The 26,900-nt window shown below is 68.5% G+C and carries 15 protein-coding genes and 1 pseudogene; 8 read left to right on the top strand and 8 right to left on the bottom strand.

Annotated elements, in window-relative coordinates; all coding sequences use genetic code 11:
* Positions 1-509 precede the first annotated feature (509 nt).
* Complete coding sequence (locus tag OG407_RS50090) at positions 510-2,906, top strand: Helicase associated domain protein (RefSeq protein WP_405853752.1); 2,397 nt, start codon at positions 510-512, stop codon at positions 2,904-2,906.
* Positions 2,907-2,989: 83 nt separating this feature from the next.
* Positions 2,990-4,318, top strand: a complete 1,329-nt coding sequence (locus OG407_RS50085) for a hypothetical protein (RefSeq protein WP_405853754.1) — start codon at positions 2,990-2,992, stop codon at positions 4,316-4,318.
* 177 nt (positions 4,319-4,495) lie between these two features.
* Here the strand turns inward: OG407_RS50085 and OG407_RS50080 are convergent, their stop codons facing one another.
* From OG407_RS50080 to OG407_RS50065, 4 genes are read right to left on the bottom strand one after another with little or no spacing between them, the layout of a single operon-like run.
* Positions 4,496-5,560 carry a phospholipase D-like domain-containing protein gene (locus OG407_RS50080; RefSeq protein ID WP_405853756.1) on the bottom strand — a complete coding sequence of 355 codons (1,065 nt, stop codon included), beginning with the start codon at positions 5,558-5,560 and terminating at the stop codon, positions 4,496-4,498.
* Positions 5,557-7,371, bottom strand: a complete 1,815-nt coding sequence (locus tag OG407_RS50075) for a hypothetical protein (RefSeq protein WP_405853758.1) — start codon at positions 7,369-7,371, stop codon at positions 5,557-5,559. Before OG407_RS50075 ends, OG407_RS50080 begins: the two co-directional genes overlap by 4 nt.
* Entirely contained in the window at positions 7,355-10,912 is a 3,558-nt protein-coding gene (locus OG407_RS50070; protein WP_405853760.1) for a helicase-related protein, read from the bottom strand. Before OG407_RS50070 ends, OG407_RS50075 begins: the two co-directional genes overlap by 17 nt.
* Positions 10,909-13,401: a hypothetical protein gene (locus tag OG407_RS50065; protein WP_405853762.1), complete on the bottom strand. Its 2,493-nt coding sequence runs from the start codon at positions 13,399-13,401 to the stop codon at positions 10,909-10,911. Before OG407_RS50065 ends, OG407_RS50070 begins: the two co-directional genes overlap by 4 nt.
* A gap of 119 nt (positions 13,402-13,520) precedes the next feature.
* Between OG407_RS50065 and OG407_RS50060 the strand changes: the two genes are divergently transcribed.
* The 5 genes and pseudogenes from OG407_RS50060 (at position 13,521) to OG407_RS50040 (ending at position 22,009) form a co-directional block, all read left to right on the top strand.
* Entirely contained in the window at positions 13,521-15,608 is a 2,088-nt protein-coding gene (locus tag OG407_RS50060; RefSeq protein WP_405853764.1) for a DNA methyltransferase, read from the top strand.
* Positions 15,609-16,003: 395 nt separating this feature from the next.
* Positions 16,004-18,136, top strand: coding sequence for a telomere-associated protein Tap (tap, locus tag OG407_RS50055; protein ID WP_405853766.1), 2,133 nt, complete (start codon positions 16,004-16,006; stop codon positions 18,134-18,136).
* Between the two features lie 4 nt (positions 18,137-18,140).
* Entirely contained in the window at positions 18,141-18,698 is a 558-nt protein-coding gene (tpg, locus tag OG407_RS50050) for a telomere-protecting terminal protein Tpg (protein WP_405853768.1), read from the top strand.
* 53 nt (positions 18,699-18,751) lie between these two features.
* Positions 18,752-19,219 (top strand): annotated as a pseudogene (locus OG407_RS50045) (TniQ family protein); the annotation flags it as partial.
* A gap of 12 nt (positions 19,220-19,231) precedes the next feature.
* On the top strand, positions 19,232-22,009 hold the full coding sequence (locus OG407_RS50040) for a helicase associated domain-containing protein (protein ID WP_405868203.1): 2,778 nt from the start codon (positions 19,232-19,234) through the stop codon (positions 22,007-22,009).
* Positions 22,010-22,530: 521 nt separating this feature from the next.
* On the opposite strand, the gene OG407_RS50035 is transcribed toward OG407_RS50040, so the two are convergent.
* The 4 genes from OG407_RS50035 to OG407_RS50020 form a co-directional block, all read right to left on the bottom strand.
* The gene (locus OG407_RS50035) at positions 22,531-22,752 is read right to left on the bottom strand and encodes a hypothetical protein (RefSeq protein WP_405853769.1); all 222 of its coding nucleotides are present in this window, start codon (positions 22,750-22,752) and stop codon (positions 22,531-22,533) included.
* 94 nt (positions 22,753-22,846) lie between these two features.
* Positions 22,847-23,128 (bottom strand): hypothetical protein, encoded by a 282-nt coding sequence (locus OG407_RS50030; RefSeq protein ID WP_405853771.1) that lies wholly within the window; start codon positions 23,126-23,128, stop codon positions 22,847-22,849.
* A gap of 3 nt (positions 23,129-23,131) precedes the next feature.
* Positions 23,132-24,556, bottom strand: a complete 1,425-nt coding sequence (locus OG407_RS50025) for a hypothetical protein (protein ID WP_405853773.1) — start codon at positions 24,554-24,556, stop codon at positions 23,132-23,134.
* Positions 24,550-25,158: a hypothetical protein gene (locus OG407_RS50020; protein ID WP_219094016.1), complete on the bottom strand. Its 609-nt coding sequence runs from the start codon at positions 25,156-25,158 to the stop codon at positions 24,550-24,552. Before OG407_RS50020 ends, OG407_RS50025 begins: the two co-directional genes overlap by 7 nt.
* A gap of 188 nt (positions 25,159-25,346) precedes the next feature.
* Between OG407_RS50020 and OG407_RS50015 the strand changes: the two genes are divergently transcribed.
* Positions 25,347-26,741 (top strand): DNA-binding protein, encoded by a 1,395-nt coding sequence (locus OG407_RS50015; RefSeq protein WP_405853775.1) that lies wholly within the window; start codon positions 25,347-25,349, stop codon positions 26,739-26,741.
* Positions 26,742-26,900 lie beyond the last annotated feature (159 nt).

Genomic DNA, 26,900 nt, shown 5'->3' with positions numbered 1-26,900 from the left:
AATTCTCGCGTAAACGTGGAAATGGAATTCCGTAAACGGAATTCCGAAAGGAAGTCAATTCGCGCAAGCGCGAATTGGAGGCACCCGCGCAAGCGCGGTCGCCCGGGCTGGCAGCAAGGGGCGGTGCATCACGTGCGGGCCTGTGTAGCGACTGGGAATCCCAGCCATCTCCCCTACAGCGGAAGTGACGGACTGTCAGGTCGACAGGTGCCGGCCTCACCGCAGTGACGGGCTCCGCTGCGCTCCACCCGAACCCCTCCCCCACTCCCGAATCTGTCAACTGCATGGTTCGCGAATGTCCTGCCAGGCTACACTGAAACTCGCCGCGATGGGGTAGGGTTCGACGGTGTATCACTTCTGAGGATGAAAGTTGACTCAAGATAGATGCATCACGATGATGCACTGTGTAGAGTCTGGTATCAGACAGCACCACCCCCGGACCTCTCAACCGCTCCGGGTTTTCCCCTTTCTGATTGCGCGTCGTATTCCGCTAAAAGGAGAACACGGAAATGGCCGTGAAACTGCGTGACCACCAGACCGAGGCTGTCTCCGCCATTGTGCGCGGTCTCGACATCCCGCAGGGCGGCATTCCCTTCCATGGCCTGCGCGGGCAGGTGCACGCCGCGTGTGGCACGGGGAAGACCATCATTGCGGCGGCGTCGGCGAAGCGGCTTGTGCCCAAGGGGCGCGTTCTCGTGCTGGTGCCGACGCTGGATCTTCTGGCGCAGACGGTGAAGGCGTGGCACGACTTCGGGCACAAGGGGCCGGCGGTGGCAGTGTGTTCGCTGCAGGACGACCCGGAGCTGTGGGACCTTCGGGTGCGTTCGACCACGAACCCTGTGCAGCTGGCGCTGTGGCACGGGCAGGGTCCTGTGACGATCTATGCGACGTACGCCAGCCTGGGTGTCCTGGCCGAGGCTTTCGAGGGCGTCTACGGACAGCAACTGGCACCGGTGGACCTGGCGTTGGTTGATGAGGCGCACCGGACTTCTGGGTCGATGGGTAAGGCGTGGGCGGACGTCCACGACCAGACCGTGATCCCGGCACACCGGCGGCTGTACCTGACGGCCACGCCGCGGATCTGGGAAGAGCGGCTCAACCGAGAGGTTGCCGAGGGGGTGCGGGACCCGCTGCCGCGGGAGATGGCAGCGTCCATGGACGACGAGAAGGTCTTCGGTCCCGTCCTGTACAAACTCTCGCTCGCCTCTGCCGTCTCCCGGGGGTTGCTGGCGCGGTATCAGATCATCGTCCTGGAGCTCCAGGACCCGGTCGTCACCCCGGAACGGCTGATGGGCGAGGAGCGGCGCAGCGAGGAAGTGCGCGGGCAGCGACTGGGAGCCCTGCAGGCCGCGTTGCTGCACACGATGGCGCAGCACAATCTGCAGACGTGCATCACCTTCCATCACCGGACGATCGAGGCGCAGGCGTACGCGGAGGGCCTAGAGCGCGTGGCCGCCAAGCTGCACGCGGATCGGCCGGAGACGTACCCCGCTGGGGTCTGGGCGGACTGGCTGTGCGGCGAGCACGTCCCCGAGCGCCGGCGGGAAGTGCTGGGTTCGTTCGGGTCGACGGCGCAGCGGGCCGTGCTCTCGAATTGTCGTGTGTTGGGTGAGGGTGTCGATATTCGAAGCGTGGATTCGGTTGCCCTGTTGGACCCCAAGGGGGCGCCGCACGACATCGTCCAGGCCATCGGCCGGGCACTGCGGCAGAAGCCCGGGCAGGGCAAGCTCGCCTCCCTGATCGTGCCCGTCTTCCTCCAGCCGGGAGAACAGCCCGAGGACATGTTCACCTCCGGCTCATACAAGCCTTTGGTGAAAGTCCTGGAAGGGCTGCGGGCCCACGACGAAGAGGCCGTGGAACTGCTCGCCATCCCCCAGGAACCGCAGAAGGATGTGGCGCAGCCGTCTGTGAACATCGGTGTCGCGCCGGAAGAAGGCGAAGAAGAAGCCCGCCTGCTGCTCCGCTTTGCCGCTCCGCGTGATCCGGTGATGGTCGCGGACTGGGTGTCCTTCAACCTGATCGACACCGAACGTCAGGACTGGGCCCGCGGCTGGGCGAAGCTGAAGACGTACGTCGAACGGGTCGGGAACGCGAGGGTGCCCTACGGACACCGAGAGGGCGCGACACCACTTGGACAATGGGTCGCAGAACAACGACGCGCCTACGCAGCCGGGGAGATGAACGGGCAGCGCGCGCAGCGCCTGGAGCGGCTCGGCATGGTCTGGTCCGTAGCGGATGAGCGGTTCCAGGAGAACCTGGAAGCCGCCAAGGCGTACTACGACCAACACTGGACACTCTGCGCCCCCCGCACGGCGGCCATGCTGGACAGGCCGTTGGGGATGTGGCTCGCGAATTTGCGGCGTCCCGGCGCGCTGGACGACCACCCCGAGTGGAAGACGGCGCTGGAAGCCGTGGACGAGGACTGGAACCCGTCGTGGCCGGCCGACTGGCAACGCCACTACGCCGCACTCCGCGAACTCGTACGCGACGAAGACAGCCAAACCGGCGGACCCGATGTCCTGCCCGGCCTCACCGTCCACGGCATGGACATCGGACGATGGCTCAACAAGCAACGCCAACACGCCACTTGGACGAAACTGACGGCTCGGCAGCGCGAACGACTGGAACAGCTCGGCATCACACCGCTCACCCCGGAACCGCAGATGCCCGCGAAGCCCTCCATGACGCCCTCAGGGGCCTTCGAGAAGGGCGTGGCGGCCCTCGCGCAGTACAAGACCCGCACCGGCTCCGTGACCGTCCCACGGGGGCACGTAGAGGTGTTGCCGGACGGGTCGGAGGTGAAGCTCGGGGTGTTCCTGTCCAACACCAAGACTCGGCGCGCGAAGCTCAGCAGCGACAAACTCGCCGCACTCGCCGACCTCGGGCTCAACTGGGCGGTGGTGTGACGTTGCCGTGAGCTGGCCATTGGAAACACGTGGCCGCCCTGTGATCGCGCAGGTATGGTCGCTCGGCATAGAGAGGGCTGCGGATGAGCAAGAAGGTTGTGAAGCTGCCGGAGATCCCCGGGGCCGGTGAGGAACTCGAGGATTACATTGCCGCGCTTTTCCAAGCATCGAGCCACTTTGTAGAGAAGCAGATTGTGGAGTCCGATCCTGCTGACCTCCTTGAGCTCGACATCGTCACCACTGATTACGCGGATGAGCAAGCCCCGCGGCGGCTCATTGAAGTCAAAGGTGGCAAATGGGGGTACACGGAACTCTTCAAGGTCGTCGGTTGGATGCAGTACCTGAAGATCCACCAGGGCGCCTTCTTCCACACCCGTTGGGACGACCGCGAGACAGCCCCCACCCGAATGGGCCCTCTGGGGCTTGAGGTCATCTGCTTCAACGACTTCCAGGCCGCTCCAAAACAGTTCTCGGAAAAGGGCTTCGGCACCTTCGTGGAGCCGGAGCTCATCGACCTGTGGCGGTTCTCGTACGGGGTGGAGCGTAAGTTCGTCCATCTCATTCATGAGCGGGCGAAGAAGGGCGAGCAGGGCGCCAGGTCGGCGAAGACCTACCATCGCCAGATCAACAACGGCACCTTCCTCGCGCGGGCTCCCGAAGAGTCTGTGGCGATGCTGTACGAGGCGTACCAGGAGCATCCACAGTTGACGCGCGGCTATGCGCATGAACTCGATGGAGGCACGTTTGACCCACAGTCGGCGCCCGCCAGCAGCCCGAGCTACCAGGCGATGCTCAGGGGGAAGTATCCGGAGTTGCAGGCATGCACATACCTCGAGCATCGTGCCCGCCTGGCCATCCTCAAGGCCGCCGTCGACTACGCGCTCGCACACCCCGACGGCGCGCCGGAGTTCAATATGTCGGAGGACCGAGGGGTTTTCATCTTCCAAGGGCTGACTTACCACACCCTCCCTTCGACCTTCCACACCGGCATGGAGTGGCTGCGGGAGCAGCCGAGCTTCCGACGCTACGCGACCTTCTGGCAGCAGTTTCTGTGGGGCTGGGGAGGGTTTTACCTTGAAGACCGGAAGGAGCAGGAGTTCGATTGGATGTCGAAGTACTCCAGCATCCCGGTCGACGAGATCCCGACGGCGCTCGAAGCCTTCGACCACTTCTTCCCCATCTCAGACGGGTGGTTCACCACAGCGGGGGCAACGGACGTCCGCATGGTCAAGCTGGTGCCGTGGGTCTTTCAGGGACTTGGCGCCCACCACCGCCGCGTCCAGTACGGACTGATCGACCAGCCTGACCTTTCCGCTCTGAACCCGAGCTCCTGGTACACCCTCGCTGACCTTCACAAACGCATCGGCTGCGCTGTCGACTTCCTGCTCCTGACGGACAAGGAGCTCAAGTAGTCGAACTGGGCCTGAAGCACCGGGGCCACACGATTGTTGTGCCCACTCCGATGAATTCGGAGCGGGCACGGTCAAGAAGCCGATGCCTTTCGCACAGAAGGAGATCTACGCCGCAACCGCCCAGCTCGGCCCCTGAAACGAGCGGTAGGCAGCGGGCCGTTCGTCTCGTGTCAGGAATTACCCGGTGGATCCGGTTTCGCCGCCGCCTGCACAGGCGCCGTCTGCCGGCACGTTGGCGTAATCGACCCCGGGAAAGAGCCGGATACGGCTCTCATCGACGCGGACTCTGGCTGGCCGCGGAGCGTCATCCGAGAGGCGGCACAACACATCCGCTTCACGGCGGCCGTCCCTCGTAGTGTGCCAGGATCGCAACTGGCCGAAGCGACGTTTCCCGTCGGCGGTCTCCACGAGGACGAGCGGGCCGGGTGCGCGTCCCGGCCCCTCGGTGACCTGGGCGAAGAAGCCTTCCTGGCGGAGCCGGGTGCACAAGTCCACCAGTGAGGATGCCTGGGTGCTTCCCAGTTCCATGCCTATCTCGAAGTGCTCTTGAAGACCGAGGGAGGACAGGTTCGCGCTGCCGAAATAGCCAGTGGCGCGGTCGGCGACTACGAACTTGGCGTGCATGATGCCGGGGTTGGCCCCGGTCCACCAGTACAAGGACGTTCTTCCGTAGTCGGCGCAGTCTTTGACGAGATCGTTCAGGGGTTGGGCCCGGCTGCTCGGGTCGTGGGCGTAGAAGTGGACGGCGACCTGACGCTCGGCGACAGCGGGCAGCAAAACCTCGCGCAGCAGGTCGCAGCCGTGGCGGTTCCAGAAGGGGCCGCCGATGTGGAGTTCGCTGTTGGCCCCGGCGATGACGTCCTGGACTAACAGGTCCAGGCGTCGGACGGGGGGCGCTACCAGGTGGGCGGCGGCTCGGGGGGTGGTGAACACCAGAGGGCGCTCGGATGGTGGTGCTGCAGGCGGTGGGTCAAGGCCGTCCAGGACGTCCAGGAGCACCTGGAGTTGAGAGAGGCGGGCAGGGACGAGCCCTGTGTTCCGGCCTGAGACCAGTAGGCCGCACTCGGCGGCGAGCTGGCGTACGGCGGTAGCGTAATCGTCTGCGACCCCGTGCACACGGAGGGCGTCAAGGGTGTCGGCTCTGGCGACCTCCCGTGTCCATTCGGCGGCTGCCGCGTAGCTGCCCGCGAGGCGCTCCAGTAGCTGGGCGAGCGGGACCAGCGGTCGCAGTTCGTCGGTCATGTGTGGCTCGAGGCGGCCGTGTGGCGGAGGAACTCTGCGGCAAGGCCCCGGTCGAGGTCGTCGTTGAATAGCCGGCAGCCGAACGTGAGGTAGACGCAGCGTTCGCAGCACCGTGGTGAGGACTGATGGCACAGCGGGTCGTTCTCGCAGCTGAGCACCGAGTCTGCGGTGCTCTCCAGCCAGCTGAGCACGCGGTTGCTGAGCAGGGTCCACAGTGATCCGAGAGTGAATTCACGGACGTTGTCGGCGTAGATGGCGACGGTGAGCGCCTTCGTGACGACCCATTCGGCGAGCGTGTTCTCGGCCAGTCCTACTTGGCCGTCGTCCAGGGACCGAAGCAGGAGGTGGCCGAGGGTGTGGATGACCGTGTGTACGGTTGCTGCCGCGCGGACGGCTTCCGGATCATCCTGATCCGTGAACAGTTCCAGCAGCCGCTGGCGGGCCGCCGATTCGTCTTCGGCCGCCCCGACGGCGAGTCCTTTGGCGATCAGGAACGATAGGACGGAACGTGCAGAGAAGGTGACCAGGAGGGCTTCAGTGTCGGATGCTGCGACGTAGACCGGGTACTTCCCGTCGTGGTGGTACTTGTTGTGGAAGCCGGTCAAGACGCCCCGCTCGGGCTCGTGCTCCTCTCTGGTGTAGCCGAAGGCAACTCGGGCTACGGGAAACTCCCAGGTGACCGCGATCTCTGCAATCCCCAGGGTGCGGGCCTGCTCGCGGGCGCGCTCCGTGGTCTGCTGGGCCAGCCGGTCCTGGAGCTCGGCGAAGCGCGCACACTGGTCGTCGAGGGTGATGCGCTGGATCTGAGCGGGGTCGAAGACGGCTGCGCGTTCCACGAAGGGGCGGTCTGCACCGAGCAGCTCCCACCGCGCGTTGTCGGCGTCCGTGTTCGGCAGAGCAGCCAGGCCGCTCTCCTCGGGGCCCATCACTCTGCGGAGCTGCTCAATCTCCTCCTCCCCCATGTGGATCTGGCGCAGTTGCTCTTCTCTCTGTTGCCATTCCTGCGGGGACAGGCGCGTCACCGTGACTCCGTGGGAGGCATCGCCGATGCCCTGGGCGAGGGAGCCAATCAGATTCAGATAGTGGGCGGCCGCGATCCGGCCGCGCTGGGGATGGCGCTGGTACTGCCGGAACTCGGAGTTGTCGATGTTGACGAGCTGCAGGGCATGGACCTGGTAGGCGCGGGTGTCGTTGAACGTCCTTGCACGCATCATGGCGCGGCCGGCGGCGTCCTTCCATTCGCAGCCGCAAGGGGACTGCGATGTCCCCTGGAGCTTCACTCCGCCGCAGCCTGGGCCGACGCAGCGCCAGAGGGCGGTGACGAAGCTTCCCGTGTTCTCGAACACGATGTGGTCGTAGCCGTGCGCGGGAACACGGCACTTGGGCACGTACATGGGGCGGACGCGTCCGCAGTTGTGCGCGTTGAAGTACGGGAGCTGCCGCAGCTGTGCGCCGCAGGTGCGGCACCGGGGGTCAGCCGCGAGTTGCTGGGCTTTCATGTACGTGCGCACGCGGCGGCAGGAGCGGCGGACGCATTCGAGGACGAGCGGGAACACCTCGAAGCGGACGAGGTCGGGACTGACCAGGACGAAGTTCTGCCGCAATCGGCCCTGCGGCACGGGCAGGGCGGCTCTGGCGTCCTCGCTCCAGCGCTCTAGGTAGCGGGAGATCTCGTCGTAGATGACGTCTTCGTTGAGCTTCTTGACCACGTCCCCGTCGACTGCCTGGACCCTGCCTCGCAGCCGCTGCTCGTGGCGGAAGACGGCACCGGGCAGGAAGGCGGTCATGGCCTGGCTACGGCTGCGGTTCATCCTCGCCCCCCTTGCTGTCGGCGGTGTTGGTGGCGAGCGCTTTGAAGGCGTCCTGGCTGCTGGTCAGTGACTGGAACGATGTGCTCTTGTCGATGTCGCGGAAGCTGGTGAGCGGCTGTTGGAGGAAGAGGTAGGCGGTGCGCCTTTCCTCTGCGCCCTTGTTGAGGTTGGGCCGTTCCTCCTGCCGCCAGGTCTCCATGATCCGCTCAACGAGGTCGTTCTCCAGTCCGCGCCCGTTTACGCCCGCCACGCGCTCGCGATAGCAGGCGGGGATGCGTCGTTCCAGCCAGGGGTCGAGGAGTGGTCGTTGGGCGCTCCACCAGCGCTTGAAGTCTTTGGAGTAGTCAGCCCCTTCCGGTGGTGGCTTCAGCGCGGGGTCGCGGGCGGCGTCGTGGAGCAGCGCCAGCACGATGCCGGGCAGGGTGCGCCGGGCTGCGAAGTAGGCGTACTTGTTGACGGGCACGGGGGTGACCATGCGGTCGAGCAGGCGGTGGTAGCTCAGGAAGTTGGAGAACATGGAGCGTTCGCGGCGCGAGACGGGGTCGTAGACGGTGACGACGAGGCCTGCGTGGGTTCGCCCGGCCCGGGCGGTGACCTGGATGTAGTCGGCGGCGGTCGGCGGCATGCCGGCCAGGACCAGGAGGTTGAGGCGCTCTAGGTCCACCCCGTGGCTGAGCACGCTGGTGCCGACCAGGGCACGCAGCCGCTCTCCTCGTGGTGTGTCCAGGTGCTCGCGTTGGACCCGGGCGATGGCCGCCGCGAGGTCGGGAACCGGGACTTCGCCGGTGAGCACCGCGTGCTCGACGCGGTCGAGGCCAGCGTGCTGCAGGTCGTCGGAGAGCTGGCCGAGCTCCTCGTCGAGCTGGGTGCCGTGCTGCTTGCTGTTCACATAGGCCAAGGAGACCTCGTAGGGGAAGAGGAGCCGTGGGAGGTCCGAGTCGGGCAGCCCGTGCAGGGCGAGGCGCTCGCGCAGGGCCTTGGGCTCCTCCTGGAGCCGGGCGATCTCGGTGAGGAGCTCGCCCTGCACGATCGCGGCGACGTCGGCTTTGCGGCGCTTGTGCGGGAGCACTCCGATGTGAACGCGCCGGAAGTCGGGCCGGGTGGTGGTGTAGAAGCTCTCGCCGAGTGTCCATCCCGGTGCGGGGAAGGCGCGGGGACGGCGGCCGTAGAGCTGGCGGAGCTGGTCCTGGTACTGCTCGATGGTGGCGGAGGCGCCCAGTACTTTGCTGGGCAGACCGCTGCCTGCTCCTGACTGGAGTTCGGCGATCAGGCCTTCGTAGTGCGCGTTGAACGCGCCGAGCTCCTCCTTGAGGAGGTGCATCTCGTCCTGAACCGTCAGTGCCGGTACCGGGTCCTTGATCGGGCGGGCCGTCGGGTAGCCGCCCTTCGGCGCGGTGCAGTGGCTCGGTCCGGCCAGGCAGGCTCCAATACGCGGGAAGGAGAAGTAGCCATGCTCGGCGCAGCGATGTCTCGGTCCGTGATGGAACGCGGTGAACTCGGGGAACCAGCTGTGCCCGGTGAGTTTGTCGACGGTGGAGATGACGATCGCCGGCAGGGTGCGGTAAACCTCGACGTCGCTCACGTGCAGGGGCAGGATCCGCTGGCAGGCGGCGCACTCGTGATGCAGGCGGACCGCGTCGGTGTCCAGGCGCAGCCGTACGCTGTCGCGCTCACAGTAGGGACAGGTGATCACGAGCCGGTCGCGCAGGTGGTCTTCGGCGAAGGTCCCCGCCCGGGTGGCGGCGGCCTCGGTCTCCCAGCCGCGCCACCAGCCCCGCTCCCAGTGGAGGTCGTTGGGACTGCCCGCCCCGCCCGCCAGGTAGCCGAGCGCGAAGGGGTCGTCGTGGGGGGATCCGATCCGACGTTCGACGCGAAGTCCCTCGGCGGCGATCAGCATGCGCAGGGTGCGGTCGAGTTGCTGCACGCTGAGCATGCGCAGCGGGAAGCGCAGCCAGGCGGTGACCCCTGCGTGCTTGCCTCGCAGCCGGTCGTAGAACAGGGCCGTGAGGATCAACCCCAGGTACGCCTCGGTCTTCCCCCCACCCGCGGGGAACCACAGTACGTCGGTGTGGTCGAGTTCAGCGCGCAGGTCCGCACGCTGCGGGTGCTCGCGCACGGCGAGGGCCGGCAGGTGGGAGACGATGTAGACCAGTTGGAAGAGCCGCCAACTGTCGTACGTGCGGCCTTCGTTGACACGGGCGAAGACCTCGTTGGCGAGCTGGAAGGCACGTTTGAGGTCCGGGTCCAGGTCCAGGCATTCGCGGCCGAGGCCGAACCGCTTAGCCTCGTCGTCGAACTGGGCGCGGTCGGCTTCGATGGCCTTGTGGTGCGGCAGCTGTTGGGCGGCACGGCAGGCGGCGGCGAACTCCCGGGAGTAGCGGGCCATCGCGACTTCGACGGAGTCCAGGATCGGGGCCGGGTCGTCGGCGAGCTCACGCCACTGCGGGTGCCGCACCCCGGCTTGGCGGGGCACGACAGTGCGTTGGACGTGGACGGGCAGGGTCTCGGTCCGCAGGCCGCTGCCATGGGGGACTGCTGCGCAGCCGGTGCCGCGGCCGATCACCTCCGCCAGCGCCTCCAGCCGGTAGTCGCGGGGGGCGAGGTGGAAGCGCTGGGGCACGATGCTGATGCCGTCTCCGGGCAGGACCGCGAAGCGGCAGTCGTACACGGAGAGGTCTTGCCAGTCGCTCTGCGCCGTGTCGCTTTGGTTGTGCAGGGAGACGCGTATGAGGTGGTCGCCGCCGTCCAGGGCTTGGGCGTGCGCGGACAGCACCAGCTGGGGTGCGCAAGGGGTTGCGTCGCGGTCCAGCAGTGCCGCGACGTGGCGGTGGAAGGTCTCCTCGTCGGCCATGGCCTCCGCGGGGAGCACGTTGCGCCTGCGTCGGCCCTGGCGGCTCTGCGGCCCTGCGGTGAGCGGGCGACGGGCATCGGATCCGGCGAAGTGCGTGTCCACCGCGCGGCGGACCGCCCGGTCCAGCACCTGCTGGGCCTCGCTGAACGCGTGCGGATCGACGTCGCCTTCTCCTAGCGGCACTTCGATGACCAGGTCGGGCACGTGGACGTCGTGGCGGCGCCAGACGCCCAGCAGCTCTCCCGGCCGGGTCTGTGCGCCGGATGGGTCTTCATCGCCGCGCAGGTACTCCCTGTGCTCGGTGTAACTGGCAATGTCCTCCAGGTACAGGGCGAATCGGCAGTGGACGGCGAGTTGTGCGGTCCTGCGGCCGGGGATGGTACGCACCCGGAAGTCGAGTGCCAGGACCGGGGGCGTCTGTGTGCCGCGCAGGGATTCGACGGGCCGGCTCGGGTCGGCCGTCGCCTCGTCTGGTGCCAGCAGGTGTCGCGGCGGGACCACGGCGGCGGGCAGCACTCCGACGACCACGTGGTCGCGTGGTGTCCACGGGGGTTTGTGCGGGGCACCGCTGCGGTCGGCGAGCCTGTCGGCGAGGACCTGCGTCAGGTGGTCGATCAGCACCGTCTCCCGCTGGTTGTCCGCAGCACTGTCGGGGTGCGGCGCCAGCGGGTTGTTGCGGGCATCGTTCACGGCGCCTCCTGTGGTGAGCTGCTTGCGCTGCGGGGACCTGGCGCGCGGTCCAGGGCGGACGCGGACACGCTCTTCTGGCCGCCGACGCGGCGGACGACGACCAGGTCGAACTCCTCAAGGACCTCCGAGACGTCGATCCCGGAGCACAGTGTCTTTAGCTGGCGAAGGGCGGGGCCTTCCGTGCCCCGTACGGCCTCGGTCATCGCTGCAGCCGCGGTGTGGCCCAGCGCCCGGTGTAAGCGGCGTAGTTCCTCCGCCATGCGAGCCAGGCGCTGCCACGTGCCTCCCGAGGTCAGCCGGGTGTCCCGGGCCAGCAGGGCAACCCGGTGGATGTCTTGCGGGTCCTCCGGGGCGATGACGCTGCCGTCGGCCCATTTACTCACCGCCTGCCATGACGAGACCTCGCTCCCGAGGTTCTTCAGGGCGGTGAGCACGTTTGGCCACGACCCTCGCTGCTCGTGCACGGCGATGATGGCCTGGCGGAAGAAGCCGATCATCGTGTCCATGGCGGTCACCTCGGCGCTGTCGTGCATCACCATGACGAGCCGGTCGTGGAGTCTGGACTGCCCGTCGCCGCGTGCGCGCAGGAGCCGGCTGCCGGGGGTGAGCGCGGCCACGGGCACCCTGGCGTAGCGCTGGCCGATGAGGACATCGACCTGCTCGTCACTGCGCAGCCAGAGCACCGCCCCTTCGGGCTCGGTGAGCACGGCCGTGGCCGGCACCGGGCCGTCCGCCGCCACCGCTGTGGCACCGCGGCCGGGGGCCGCCGGGGTGCTGATGGCCCTGGCCGGGGCGTCGTAGTCCTCGAAGAGAGCCGAGAGATCGAGGGCGAGTCGGCTGTCACGCTGGGGCGAATCGTCTGGTGCGGAGGACGGTCCGGAGAAGTCGACGGGGCCGTACGCGACGGGCAGCGGGGGCGTCGCCGGCTCCGGTACCTCGCCCAGCCGCAGCACCGCGGCAGTCTGGCGTATCTGCTCGTGCCAGTCGTGCAGCGCGCGGCCGGCCGAACGCTCCAGCCACGTGTACTCGCTCTGCTCCACCACGGCGACGTGTTCATCGGCAGCACCGGAGAACAGCACGCCGGTGCGCAAGGTCGAGGGGACACCGAGGTGAAGCTCGAACCTCGGCGAGGGGTCCCAGGCCAGGCGTTCCGTATAGGGCATCACGTGCAGCGCACCGGTTGCCCCGGCGACGGGCCCGGGCCGGGGGGCGAGCAGCAGGGAATCGGCATCACCGCCGAGTGCGTCGGCCAGTTCCTCGGCGACAGCTGCGGCGGCAGAGCGGGAGCGGGTGCGGACGAGAACGGGGACGCCTGCCCGGTCGGCCCGCGCCCAATCGATCAGCGCGAGCAGTAGATCCCAGCGCGGGTTGCCGTCGTACAGCAGTTCATACAGGTTCAGCACGCCGCGCCGAAGGTCGGGCCATTGGGTCTCGCGGAACAGCCCCCACGGCCCGGCCCGGCCCTCCAATGTCCCGCGGGACACCGACCGGGCCAGCGCCCGTGCGCCGCTGCCGCGCCCCATCAGTACCTGCCAGGTGTCTTGCCTCCCGATCGAACCCCAGCTGCACCACAGCAGGTTGAGCAGACGCACGGCGTCGGCGATCGGCTGCGGCCAGGGCTCCAACGTGTGGACACGCCGTGCTGCGACCACACCCGCCACGACCGTCCGGTATAGCTCGGCGAGCTGCTCGTGGCGGTATACCGCCACGCTTGGTGCGGCTGCCGGGCGGTGGGCGAGGAGGGCGTTGCTGGTCAGGGGGCCGTATGCGGGGCGGTGCCCGAGGGTGTGCCGCACGTCGACGCGCAGCGCGGGAGTCCACGGCCACTGCATCCAGGCCCGGCTGCTGCCCGGCTGAGTGCCCAGGTCGGCCACGGCCACTACACGAGCGGCGCCGTGCTCGCTCGCCCAGGCCAACGCGCGCTCCCAGGACCGGTCGTTGGCCATGCTGGTGCGGTCGATGACGACAGTGCCGACGCTGGTCCCCAGTGAGGGCCTGCCGAGCGCGGTGTTGAGGTAGAACAGCCCCGAGGGCGAGTCGACAGCCCTGGTGATCTTTCCTTGGAGGTCAACGACCCGCCCGTCACCGCGGATTCTCTGCATGCGCAGGGCTCGCGAGAGGTTCTGCCTGCCGATCGCGAGCTGTGCCAGCCGTACGGTGACGTTGGTGCGCAGTCCGACGACGACCACCGGTCCGTCAGGGACCGGGCAAGGTGATTTGCCGGTCAGCTCTGCCCCGCGCCGTACGAGCTGGAGGTAGATCCCGATCAGCACGGCCAGGTCGTGTTGCCCGCGCGGGAGGCCCAGGTACACGCTGCGTTGATCACTCGATAATGCGCGGGACAGCAGGGTCAGGGTGGCACGGTCCAGCGGGCCGAGATCGACGGTGCGTCCGCGGTCCGTCATACGAAGGGCCTGCACGCGCTCGAAGAAGTCGGCCGGGTCTGCGTCGGGAGGGACGAGACAGTCCAGATACGTCACGCGCGCCATCACCCACCTGGTATCCCCCGACTACCTGCCGTTACAGTAACGCACGTTGACAGGCCGTCACCTGCTCCTGCCCAATCCGAGGGCGGTGGATCCGGGTTCGGACCACCGGGGGCGTACACATGAACGAGAAGCCAGGGGCGGGCCTCCCCCCGGTCTCACTCCTCGAGGCCGGGCCGGCGCCAGTGGAGTGGAGCCTGATCGCCGAGCACGAGTCGTGGCGCAAGGAGGTGCACCGGCCCGCGACCTACGTGCACAAGTGGTGGGCGAGGCGCCTGGGCAGCGTCGCACGCCACTTACTGTTGGCTGCCGTGTCCGGGCCGGACGACTCCGTTGCGGACGCCGCGGCCAGGCTGCGGGGGCTCGTCGTCTATGACCCCTTCGCCGGATCGGGCACCACCCTTGTCGAGGCGGCCAAACTCGGGGCCGCCGTCGTCGGCCGCGACATCAACCCCGTCGCGACGCTCACCCAGCGGCAGGCGCTGCAGCCATGGGATCTAGAGGTGCTCGCGGACCTCTTCGGGCAGGTCGTCAGGAAGTGCGCCCGTCCCGTCCAGGAACTGCACCGCACCGTCTCCAACGAGCCGGTCCTGCACTACTTCTGGGTGGCCCTCGCGTACTGCCCGGAGTGCGGTGAGGACGTGGAGCTCTTCACCACCCGGGTCTTCGCCCGCCATGCGTACCCGCGCCGATTCCCCCGCGCCCAGGCCGTATGCCCGGGCTGCCGGGGCATCTGCGTCACCGACCTGAGCAAGGACGAGAGGGGGCACTGCCCCGCCTGCGGCCTGACCTTCCCGTTCCAAGGGGCCGCACGCGGAAGGTTCATGACATGCCGTCACGGGCACCGCACCTCTGTCATTGGTGCGCTGAACGGCGCCGTCCCGGAGCGGCGCATGTACGCGAAGTTGGTGTTGCGCGCCGACGGCAAGCGTGAGTACCGGGCGATCGACGACTTCGACCTCTGCCTGTACGACAAGGCGGCGAAGTCCCTCGCCGACACATCCCCCGATGAGCTCGTACGTCCGCTCGGCGCGCTGGAGGAAGGCGTCAGCACGGTCCAGGCGCTGCGCTGGGGGTACGACTCCTGGGAGCGGTTCTTCAACGAGCGCCAGCGTTACAGCCTCGGGCTGATCGGCGCGGCGCTGCGCGATCTCCCCGGGGCCTCCGCGGAACGCGAGGCGCTCATCGCATCGTTCGGCAGAACCGTCGAACACCACAATCTGTTCTGCTCCTACAAGGGGGAAGGCACCGGCCCGGTCCGCTCGGTCTTCCACAACCACGTACTGCGACCGGAGCGGTGCAGCGTCGAAGGAGACCCCTGGGGCGCCCAAGGGGGATCGGCCGGATTCTCCGGGGCGCTCACCCGGCTACACAAAGCGGCCCAGTACAAGAGCACCCCGCTGGACTTCAGGGCCGAGGCCGATCGGATCCTCGCCGTCGACCAGTCCTCGCTGCCCGTCGCCCGCCCCCTGAGCACGACGTGGCAACAGTTTGTGCGGGATCCCGCAACGGCCTACACCACCACCGGCGACGCCTCGCGAACGGATCTCCCCGACAACAGCGTGGACCTCATCGTCACCGACCCCCCCTACGTCGACAACGTCCACTACTCGGAACTGGCCGACTTCTTCCACGCCTGGCTCAGCGCCATGCGCCCCTACCAGGGCTACCCGGACATGCCCAGCACCCGGACCGTCCAAGAAGTACAGAACGCCGCCCCTGACGGATTCCAAGCCACCGCAGCCCGCGTCTGGCGCGAGTGCCGACGCGTCCTCAAGCCCGGCGGCTGCCTCCTGTTCAGCTTCCACCAGTCGCAGACCACGGGCTGGTGCGCTCTGATGCGGTCACTGTCCGACGCCGGCTTCACCGTCACCACCACCCGCGCCGTGATCGCCGAAGTGGCGACCAGTCTCTCCAAGACCGCAGCGGCGGAGCCCAACCGCATCGACGTCATCGTGCTGTGCCGGGACGCTGCCGGCACGTCTGCCGGGGCAGCCCCCGACGTCGACCAGGCCGCCGCGCAGGCGCTGTCGGAAATCCAGAGCCTCAGGAGGGCCGGACTGCGGGTGGGCCCCGGCGATGTCCGCACCGCCGTACGCGCCGCGGTCCTCGCGGCGGGAACACGCCAGGCAGCCGCCGACTGGGAGATGCTGCAAGCAGAGGCAGACCAGCGAGCCACGGCGGCGGTAGCGGAATTCAGCACCACCTGACTCCTCCGGGGCCAGTGCCAGCCACATCCGACCTGGCCCAGGCCAGCGAGGGGAACGGGGTACGGCGCCAACACGCAGCGCGCCCAACGGCGAAGCCCCGCCCTCGCACTGCTGCAGTCGCCTGCCGGGAATGGGGCGGCGTCGCACTACTCACGGCCGCCCCCGTGGTCCGACTCAGAGCCGGTCGCGGTCCTGCAGCGGCGTTACCCGGTAGAAGACGCGCGGAAGACGGGGCCGAGGTCAAACTCGGGGTGTGGATCATGAACCAGAAGGACGCCGCGCGAAGCTCACCGTCGACAAACTCGCCGCGCTCGCTGCGCTGGAATGGGAAAGGTTAAGGAATGGGATAAGTTTTTGGCTAAGCAGTATCGAGTCCTGATGTGAAGGGGCAGGGAATGGCTTCTGAGGAAGAGCTGTTCGCGTCCGTCGACGCTCTGTTGGAGGAGGAGCCGCATCTGCCGCCTCCGGCGGAGCGTGCCCGGCTGCGTGAGGCCGCAGGCATTACACAGGCCCGCCTCGCCACCGCGTTGAAGACGACGACCCAGTCGGTGAAGAACTGGGAGAACGGCCGCTCGGAGCCGAAGTCGCCGCGTCTGGATGCCTACCAGCGGCTACTGGACGGCTGGACAGCGAAGTACCCCGCCCAGGCAGGTCCCGCCGTCGCGTCCGTTCCGTCTCCCGCGCCCCGCCCGGAGCCGGTCCCGGAGACGTCCTCCAACCTGGCCGCGACCCAGGCACCCGCCGCCGTGGAGGCTCCCGCAGTCCAGGCCGGCCAGGCCGCTCCGGAGCCCGAGCGCCCCGCCAACCTGTCTGCTGCATCGACGTCACGCCGACCGGCGCCGAAGCGTGCCGCGCCTGCGGCCGACGCGCGGTTCCCGCACGGCCCGCTCGCCGTGCTGGACGCAGACGGGTCCGCGTACGGCGTCGACGGCATCGTGCTCGACTGCCCGGCGACCACCATCCCGCAGCTAGTGGAGTGGACCCTCAAGGAGTCCGGCCTCGGTGCCGCGAAGCTCAACCGCCATGGCAAAGACAGCGATCCGCTGATCGTCCTCACCGCGGCGGCCGCCGTGAAGCTCGGGCTGCCGGAACGCCTGGAGGGCCACGAGCAGCGCCGCTCCCTGCGCCTGCCCGAGGACCACTCGGTCGTCAAGCAGGTGGTAAAGGCGAAGTGGCAGCTCACGCAGCGCGGGTTCGGCCCGTGGGCGCGGATCTACCGCAAGGCGCAGGGGCGTGAGCGGCAGTGCGTGCAGCTCGCGATCCTGTCCTGGGACGCCCTCGATGAGCGGTCCTGGCCCGGCGTCGCGGACATGGAGGCGGCCGACATCGCCCGCGTCCTGGGTGTGTACGCCCAGCGGGTCATCACCCCGCGCGGCTCCACCGCCGTCTCGGGCCTGGAGCTGATGACGGCGCTGCGCCCGCCGACGAAGGCCGTGCAGGACCCGGCAACCGGGAACTGGGTGTCCGGCTACAACGCCGGATCGCTGGGGTCGGAGCCGATGGACCCGGCGCCACCGGAGGCCACCCCGGAACACCCCGTGGTCGTGAACAGCGGCTGGACCGGCGGGTTCCTCAACGAAGAGGCCTACCAGTGGGTGCGCTCGGTGGACCTGCTCAGCGATGAGGAGTGCACACTGCCCTTCGCCATCGGCCTGGACCTCAACACCGCCTTCCTCGCCGCCGCCGCACGCCTGGTCGTCGGCCTCTCCGCCCCCGACCACTTCCACACCCCGGCGTTCAACCCGAAGATCCCCGGCTCCTGGCTGATCGACCTGTCCCACATCGAGCTGGACCCGCGCCTGCCCTCGCCGTTCACGCCGGACGGCAGCCGTCCGACGGGACCTGCCTGGTACCAGACGCACACCATCGCCTACGCCCAGGAGCTCGGCTTCAACGTCGCTCCGATCGAGGGGTACCTGCGGCGGGAGACCGGCGCGTACCTGGACCCGTGGCACGACCGGCTGAAGACCGCCTACGTCGACACCCTCGCCGACCTCGGTGTCACCCGGGACCTGGACGACCGCCAGTTCCTCGCGGCGATGGAGCAGCACAAGCAGGTCGATCCGGCGATGGCCGCCGTCCTCGGTGCCATCAAGGCGACCGTGAAGGGCGGCGTCGGCAAGCTCCGCGAGCGCCCCCAGGGCAAGCAGTACAAGGACGGCGACCCGTGGCCGGCCATGCAGCGCCCGACCTGGCGCCCCGACATCCGCGCCGCCGTCATCAGCAAGGCCCGGGTCAACATGCACCGCAAGCTGCGCAACATGGTCACGATGACGGGTCTGTACCCGCTCGCGGTGCTGTCCGACTGCGTCGTCTACCCGTCCCCGGGGGAGAGCCCGCTGGACTTCCTGCCGTACGCGGCGTCCGGCAAGCCGCAGCCCGGCGGGTTCCGCCTCGGGCCCACGCCGGGCCTGGCGAAGCTGGAGGGCGTGCAGTCGATGCTGTGGGCGGTCGACCTGATGGAGAAGGGCCTCAACCCGGCCCGCCACATCAAGGGCGGCGACGCCGTCCTGGACGAAGGGGAGTAGGGCTGTGGGCGAGATCGACGACGCGATCGAGCGGGCCGACCGGGAGGCCTTCACCCGCGAGCCTCCGAAGACGCTGAAGGGTCAGATCGGCTACCTGCTCAAGCAGATGGGCAGCGCGAAGGCCGTCGCACAGGAACTCGGCGTCACCGCCGACTCCGTCAACCGCTACCGGCGCGGCGCCCGCAAACACGCCCGCGCCGACGTCGCCACGAAAATCGACGACGCAGTACGGCAACGGTGGCAGCCACAGGTGCGCAAACGCCGCCAGAAACAGGCTGCGACCTCCGGCGGCATCACCGTGGAGACGAGGGCCCGCTTCGGCTACAGCGCACCCGTCGGCACAACCGACGACGGACGCTTCCGCCGACTGACCGTGCACCTTCCACCGGCTTACGCACAGCGCCTGTTCGACGCTCGCACGGCGGGCGCCAGCGACCAGCAGATGCGTGGAATCATCGCCGAAGGATTCAAAGAGATCTACTTTCAAGACGGCGGAGGGCGCGCCACAGGACTCTCCGACATCACCCTCAACGACATCGACTACCTCGACCTCGACTACTGACCCGACACCGGCCGGCGGGCCCGGCACCTGCTTGTTGAGCCGAAGCACGATAGGTGTCACAAGCGACGGGATGGGTGGGGACGCTGTTGCTGGATGCGGGTGCTTTTCGGGTGGCGCCCCTGCAGGGTGAGATGACGTTGTCGTTCCTGGGGCGGATCGCGGACAGGTACGGCCTGACGGTGCGGAGTCTGCTGTCGTCGGTTACCGAAGTGGCTGGCCAGCAGGGCATCGTCCGGGCTCTGCAGGGCGACAGTGAGGTGTTCTTGAACGCCGCGGCCCGGGACCGGGTCGCGGCGCTGTGTCGTGTGCCGCAGGTGGGCTTACGCCATGCGTTGCCGGCCTGGACGCGGGAGGAGCCGCTGGGCCCCTCGAAGGAGCGGCCGGCGGCGCGGCTCTACAACGGGGTGGAGACGGTTGCTGCCTGGGGTCCGGCGTGCCCGGGCTGTGTGGCCGCGCGGACCGGTCGCGTTGCACCAGCCCGGGTGTACCTGGCGGCGCACCAGCGAGTCTGCCCACGCCACCGGTGCTGGCTGATGAACGTGCCTGGCAGCGGGGGCCGTGTCGTGGGGTTGGCCGGATGCCCGGAGGTGGTCCAGGCGCAGGCGGATCACCGCAGGCTGCTGCGCCGCTCCCCCGTCGCTGGTTCGGCGTTCGAGGTTGCGGAAGCGGTCACAGCCTGGTGGTGGGCGCAGGAGTGGCCCGAGGAACGTCTGTGGCCGATGCGGCTGGATGCGGCCATGCCCGCGGGCGAGGATCCGCAGCGGTGGCGGATCCTGGCGCGGGATCTGGTCACCTACCCCGAGACCGTCGCCCTCGCCACGCTTCTGGCAAGCCGGGCCTGGCGGCTCCGTGTCGCTGCTGACGGTGGTGGTCACCTCCCTTACCGGTTGGCTGATGTGCCCTGCGTGCCCGGCGAGCTGGGCCATCGCTTGCGGCGTTCGTGGCTCACCGAGCGTCTGGCCGACTGTACCCACGGAGCGCTGTTTGCCTGGACGTACCAGTGCATCCGTACCGAGGGCGGCAGTGGAGACGACGAACAGCGCCTGTGGCAGGTCCCCTTGGCGCTCCGGCCCCGGCCTCTCGCCGACGTTCTCGCGGGCTACCAGCGTCGGCAGACCGCGGGCACAGAGGGTCTGCCGGCTCAGAAACGGCTGCGGGGTCACAGCGTGCACGCCGAGGGCGCCTTCGCCGCCGGCCTGGCCCACGCGCGCACCTACGCCGCCCAGCACGGCCACCTCGCCACCCAACGCGACACCCGAGTCGGTTCCTTCGCCCTGGGGAAATGGGTGCACAACCAGCAGGCCCACGCCTTGGTCCTGCCTGAAGAAAAGGCCGCCGCCCTCAAGGAGGTGGATCCGTGGTGGAACATCCCCTGGTCGGTGAAGTGGCAGCGCTCCTACTACCGCGCCCGCGACCACGTCAGACACCACGGCCCCCTCAACGCCGCCGACGGCTTCCCCGACACCCACATGCTGACCGGGGAATGGCTGTACCTGCAGTGCACCGACTACAGCTCACTCCACCCCGAACAACGCCGTCTGCTGACCGACATCGGCCTCACGGCCCAGGCCGCCGGCAGCGCACGCCCGCGCCGAACGAGCAGGACAGCAGGCATCGATAAGGCTGTTGACTGTGCGCGCGCCTTCGCCGCCGAACACGGATGCCTGGCCCTGGCCACCAAGAACATCTCGTACCAAGGGTTTTTGCTCGGGAAGTGGCTCACTGCCCAGCGTTGCCTCACCCGCCGCCAGGACGAACCCGGCGCGCACCTCCAGGTGCTCGACGCGATCGACGTGTGGTGGAACCCCCCGTGGCCCCTGGCGTGGCAGCGAACCTGGCACCTAATCCGCGCTCATGCCCGAGACCGGCACCAAAGGGCTACAGAAGGGAGCTGGCCGGACGGCAGTGACGGCTGGGCCACATGGCTGTCCGTACAGTGCACCAGCTACAAGCAGTTGCATCCGCAGCAGCAGCATCTGCTGGCGGAGATCGGCATCACCGCCGAGACCGCCGCCGCTTGCCCCCACGAGATCATCGGCCAGCTCTGCGGTACGGGCCCCGGGCTGGCCCACGCGCGCACGTACGCCGCCGCACACGGCCACCTCGCCACGCACCTGAAAGCTTGTCCTGAGGGGTTTCCGCTGGGCCGGTGGCTGAGCGAACAGCGCCACCAGGCGCGGGAGCACCATCGCAGTACAAGCGGGACATGGCCGGTCAGCACGCTCCTCGCAGCGCTCGACCCCTGGTGGAACCCGACCTGGTCCTTGGAGTGGCAACGCCATTGGAGCCGCGTACGCGAGCGGTCAGAGCCCGCAGCCGGCGGCGGCGGTAGCGGCATTGCGGACCTTGAGAAGGAGCTGGCCGACTGGCTGAGGCGGCAGTGCACCGGCTACGGCACACTCCACCCCGAGCAGCACCGCCTGCTGACCAAGATCGGTATCACCGCCGAGACAGCCCGAGCCGCCCAACCACCGGCTCCCCGCGCCGCGCCCGATCTTCTGGACACCGCGCTCGCAGAAGCTCGCGCCTACGCGGCCGAATACGGCCATATCGCCGCGCCCGTCAGCATCGTCCTCGACGGGTTCCCGCTGGGGAAGTGGCTGGCCTGGCAACGACTACGCGCCCGTCAGGGTCGCCTCTCCCCCACCCGGGCCGAAGCCCTGACCATGATCGATCCGTGGTGGAATCCGCCCTGGCCCCTGCGATGGCAGCAGGCCTACCACCGCCTCCGCACGGCAGCCACGGGTGCCGCCGGCATACCGGCCAGGAACCTCTCACGAGGCCTTTGCCGCTGGATCCGTGTCCAGCAGGAGTCCTGGGAGCATCTCCACCCCGGCCAGCAGGACCTCCTGACCGCCCTCGGCATCACACCCGACGCTGTCGTAGGCGAACGACCCGCCCCGGCCACACGCTCCTACCCCGCCAGCCCCGGACTCGACCACGCACGCGCCTACGCCGCCCAGCACGGCCACCTCACCCCGGACAAGCACACCCGACAAGACGGCTTCCCCCTCGGCAGATGGCTGGGCCAGCAACGCCGCAAAGCCCGCGCCGGCGTCCTCTCCACCACCACCATTGAGGCGCTCACCGCCCTGGACCCGTGGTGGAACCCACCCTGGCCCTACACCTGGCACCGCACCTGGCAGCAATACCGCGCCACGACCAGCGGGAACGAACCCCTCCCCGACACACTCCAACGGTGGGCCAACGCCCAACGCAGTCAATGGAGCACCCTCCACCCCGACCAACAACAACTCCTCATCACGGCCAGCTTCACTGAGGGCTGGAGCAGTTCGCACATGAAACCCTGAGCTCAGCGCCTCTGCGCCGCCCCGAACCACCGTCAAGCACACGACCTCGCCCACGAAAGCTCCCGAACGGGCCCTGGAAGGCGGCGCGATGGGCGATACTGGTGGGCAGGTCTGGCGTGCCCGCAACAGGGTGCACGCGGCCAGCGAACAGAGAAGGGTGGTGCGGCAGAGGTCAGATGAATCGGCTCAGGGGCTTTGTGAACATTCTTTTTGTTAGCTCACAGCTGTAGCCCACCCTGCCCAAAAAGCCGAAGAAAACCTCCCCCGCAAAAACCACCTAGCAAACCCTCTGAATCACGCCCCAGGGAAAAGAAAGTCCCATCCTGGGGCGCTGAAAAGCCTGCCGTAAAACATCACCGGGCCGCCTCACGGCGGCGCCGGCCGTCGGCATGCCCTCACTCTCTGGCACACACGTGCCGCCTCTTTCCGTCCCAGTCGGCCCAGGCCGACTCGTTCAGGCATGAGGCGGCCCTGCCGTCGCGTGCTGGAAGGGCATCCACGCGATGAACTCGTCCTCCCTCTCACCCGTCGCCGGCCTCCTGGCCGGCCTTCCTGCCGTCCTTGCAGGCGCTCTGGGCGGCGCGCCATGGTGGGCCGTGGGAGCGATCGTCATCGCGGCATACCTCGCCATCCCCCTCACCAGCCTGATCCTCGACCACAACCGCCAACGCAAAGGAAACATCGTCGACGAAAAATTCGCAGCCGCCCTCGATGAAATCACCGACCCCGAAAAAAGAATCCAAGCAATCATCAACTACCGTCAGGCCACAGCCCCCGCCTCCGTCCCCCAGCCGCCACCCGATCCACCACCGGGCGGGCTACCGTCCGGGACCCCACTCACTGGCTCAGACAGTGCCAGCCAGTCACCGGCGTCCGCATAGACAGGGGGGCGGGAGGGCTTTCGCCCCCCTGTCTATGCAGCACTGGCGTGTATCGCTTCAGGACCTCAGTGCTCGATGCGCAGTGCGTGTCTTCCGCTGGAGCCTTCAGCCATCGCGGGTCGACGGTAAGGAGGCATCGATCGAGGTCGAGGTGGACGATGCCGGCGTCTTGTTCACGTAGCTGTCGCCAGGCGGTGTAGCCGGTGAAGATGGCGTGCTCCCAGCCGGCCCCGTGCAAGTCCTATACGTCGTCGAAGCTGGGCTGGCTCCATGGCTGGTCAGGGGGTGGACCTTGGGCACCGAGAAGCTGCGTGATCTTCTCGGCCTCGTCACTTGAGAGATCGGAGAGCAGGCGTGCCGTGGTGCCGAGGAGGGCGTCCAGCGGTACCTGGGTACGTGCGCCGCGGGCGCTGGCGATTCCGGTGCCGAACAGGCACTGGAGAGTCTCGCCGGAGGGGATGCGGGCATCGGCTTCGATGACTCCCTCGGCCTGTCCCAGCGCGTCGCTGATGCCGTCGAGTTGGGCGTCGTGGGAGATGTCGTCTCCGGGGCCGCCGTATCCGACGTGGCGGTCCGTGACGACCATGCGAAGAGAGGTCAGCGGGATGCTGAAGCGGTCGGCCCTGTTCCTCACTTCGTCGAGGCGGGGCAGGTCGTGCTCCTGCCCGGGCGGGAGCTGGCGCCGGGACTGGGCAACGAGCACATGGAAACGCGGGGTCTGCAGGATCAGCTGGCCGGCCTTCACCGCCCAGCGCCACGGGCTGATGTCCGCGTCTGCCGCGCCGGGCACGATCATGCAGACGCGGCTGGTCCAGAGCTGGATCGCCTCACGCATCAGGTGCTGAAGGTTGCCGGTGCCGGCGGCCGGGGTGCGCAGCAGGATAGGGAGGCTGATCATGCGGACGACCCGGTTCCAGAACGCGGAGTCGGTGATGTCCTCGGATTCCAGGAGGTACATCAGGGCCGTCTCGTCGAGATGGCCGACGCCTCGCTGGGGTGCGGGGAAGCTGGCGAGCGTGGATCCGCCGCCCTGCCAGAGCGCGGCGAGGAAGGCTGACATCCGGTCGGCGACGTCGGTGGTCATCCGCGCGGTGAGGGCGTCGACGGCGTCGCGGGTGGGAACGCGTTCTCCCGCACGGGCGGCCTCGGCTCCCTGAACGACCGTGTCCAGGAACTCCTCGGTCGCCGCTTTGTCGAGGGTGCCGCGGCCGCCTTCAAGAACGGAGCGGGACACCAGACGGGGAATGCCAGGAGAGTCGTCGGCCGGCTGGAGCGCGCCGAGCGCGGAAGCGTCGAGGAGCAGCGCGGTGCTGCTGCCGGGCAGCGGGGGAAGATCTCCCTGCTGCCGTACGGTGGGCAGTTGGCCAAGCGCCAGGAGCACCGGCCGGTCCGCACGGGGAAGGCGCTGCAGGTCGTCCTCCAGCTCGCGCTGGTCGGATGTGGTGCGCAGATAGATGAACCGGCGCGGTGTGCGGGGCCTGCCGGGCCATTCCAAGACCATGTCGGGGACATGGGTGTGGTTGAAGAACTCGGTCTTGGTGACGGTTGCACCGGGGTCCATACGGCGCAGGTGCCGGGCGACTACGTCTTTGACCTGGGTGAACATCAACCGGTCGTCGGGCTCGTCCATGGCCTGGGAGATCGACTGCTCGACGATGTTCACCACGAGCCCTCTCTGCGGGTGAGTTCGGCGGCGACGATGGCTGCCCAGTCCTTGAGCGGCAGGAGAGTTTCCTGCTTGTCCGAGAGCACGATCAGCCACAGACGGGCGGCGACCGACCGGACGAGTTCAGCGTCCAGAAGTTTTCGGGCTTCCTCGGGGTCGCTGGTGCCGAAAACACGGCTGCTGTGCTGAAGGACCGCGGTCTCCACCTGGTCAGGTGAGTTGAGGGTGGACCAGGAGTTCGCCCGGAACGGTGCCCAGGTGATCCACATGAAGTGATCGCTGAGGTGGTGCTGGGCCTGGGCAGCCACGTAGCACTTGGCGAGAAACTCGTCGAACTGGGTTCCCTGGTCGCTGGGTTGCGCGTAGTTCTTGACCTCCGCGCAGAACATGTCGTTCTGGTAGGGGTCACCGCGCATGGCACCCCCCAGATCGAAGGAGAACGTCCGGCCTCCGTACGGCCAGGACAGAGTCAGCCGACGGCCACAGGACTCCGAGTCCGTGTTCGCGTACGCGCCGAAGATGCGCATCGTGCCCTCGAGCCACTGCTTGGCTCTGCGGGCCCCCGAGAAGCCCTTCACCTGAGCATCTTCGCCAACCACCACAGGCGTAGCTTAGTGCGATCGGATCATCACGATGCGCTCGAACGGGCCAATCCCCCACCACAGCAACGTCCGCAGGCTCCAGGAAAAGAGACACCCGCGGCATGGGCAAGCAAGCAGACAACAGGCCCAGGCCGGACGGCTACTGCGAAAGCGCCCGCCGGAGACGGCGAACACGAGACCGTGGTGGAGTGACCCAACATCCCGGCCTGCTGCGGACCGCTCCCCTGCAGGGGGAGACGACCTCGTCGCTGATCTGCCGCATCGCAAGCCGCTACGGGATGGAAGCGAAAGTGTTGCGGTCGTACTGGCAGTGGCGCAACTACCCGCCGGGGCACGACGGCGGGGGCGCGCGGGCCGACGCCGAAGTGCTGCTGAACACGCCCGGACGGCAGCTCCTGGCAGGCCTGTGCGGCGTCGAGGAAGACGTCCTGGCGCGGGCATTGCCGTCCTGGGGACAGGAAGACGCCAAGCTGTCGGCCGGAAAGAACGGGATGCCGGCGGCGGCGTGGCGGACCGGCGGCGCGGTCGCCGGGCCGGTCGCCTTCGGCTGCCGCCTGTGCACCGCCGGGCGCACGGGGACGGCCGTGCGGGTGGTGCGGTACGCGCCTCGCTGGGAGCGGGTGTGTGTCCAGCACGGGCGGTGGCTCCTGGACGCGGACGCCGGCCAGCCCCTTGAGCATCTGGACGTACGGGGTGTGCCGGAAGTGGCCGCGGCCCAGCGGCGGTGGACGGGTGTAGCGCGGCGGGCAGCACGGGCCGGAGCAGAGCCGGAGAGGGTGTTCGCGCTGGCGCACGCGGTCGTGGCCCGGTGGTGGGAGCAGGCCCTGCACTGGGAGCACGAGGCGGTCTGGCCGCAGCGGCTGCACCAGGTCGCGGGCGGCAACGCCGGGACGGAGCTGGAGCGGTGGCGGATCGCGGGCCGGGACGCGGTCGTCTTCCCCGAGGTGGTGACCGTCGCCGACGCACTGCTGGACCCGGCCATGGCCGAGCTGGCCTGGCGCGCAAGCGGGGGGACACGGCCTCGGGCGCGGGGCGGGGACGACCCGTTCTGCCGCCGGCTGGGCGAGCGGGTCGGGCGGGGGTGGCTGGGGCCGCTGACTGCCACCGACTACGGCGGACCGCTGACCTCGTGGATGGGCGCTGTCATCCGCCTGCGCCGAGGGTCCGGCGGGCCGCCCGGTTACGACAACGATCCGTGGTGGCTGCGTCAGGAGCACCAGCCGGCGACGATGGCCGGGCAGTTGCGGGTGCTGGGCAAGGAGAAGAAGGCGCCCGGCTCGGGCAGGATGTGGCGGGCCGTGGTGCCTCCCGAGCAGCGGGCGCTGATCACCAGTGCCGTGCAGAGCGCCGAGGAGCAGTTGCAACAGTTGCGCAGGGTGCAGACCGGGCCGGCCGCCGACGTCGCCCGCCAGCTCCTGCGCAGCCTGCGTCACAGCGCCGACCTGATCGACAATGCCTGGAAGCGGACCGCCCTGGCCGCGGTGAACGCCGGGATGCCCGTGGAAGAGGTCGCCCAGTGGGCGGAAATGTCTCCCGACAGCTTGATGACCCTGCTGACGGCGGGCCAGGAAGACGGCGGCTGAGCATCGTGTTCGGAGCGGGCACGTTGGCTGTTGGCCGATAACAGCACTCGTCGGTGGCAGAAATACTGAAAACGCAGGCACACGCGGCCGGGCAGGAGTTGGCTGGCGCGAGTGATCAACGCAGCAGAAACCCGGCCCGGGGGCCGGCCAGGGCGGGCC

The organism is Streptomyces sp. NBC_01515, assembly GCF_045040345.1.
Classification (GTDB): Bacteria; Actinomycetota; Actinomycetes; order Streptomycetales; family Streptomycetaceae; genus Streptomyces.
The sequence above is the reverse complement of the archived record's forward strand: the minus strand, read 5'-3'. Positions and strand labels throughout refer to the sequence as shown.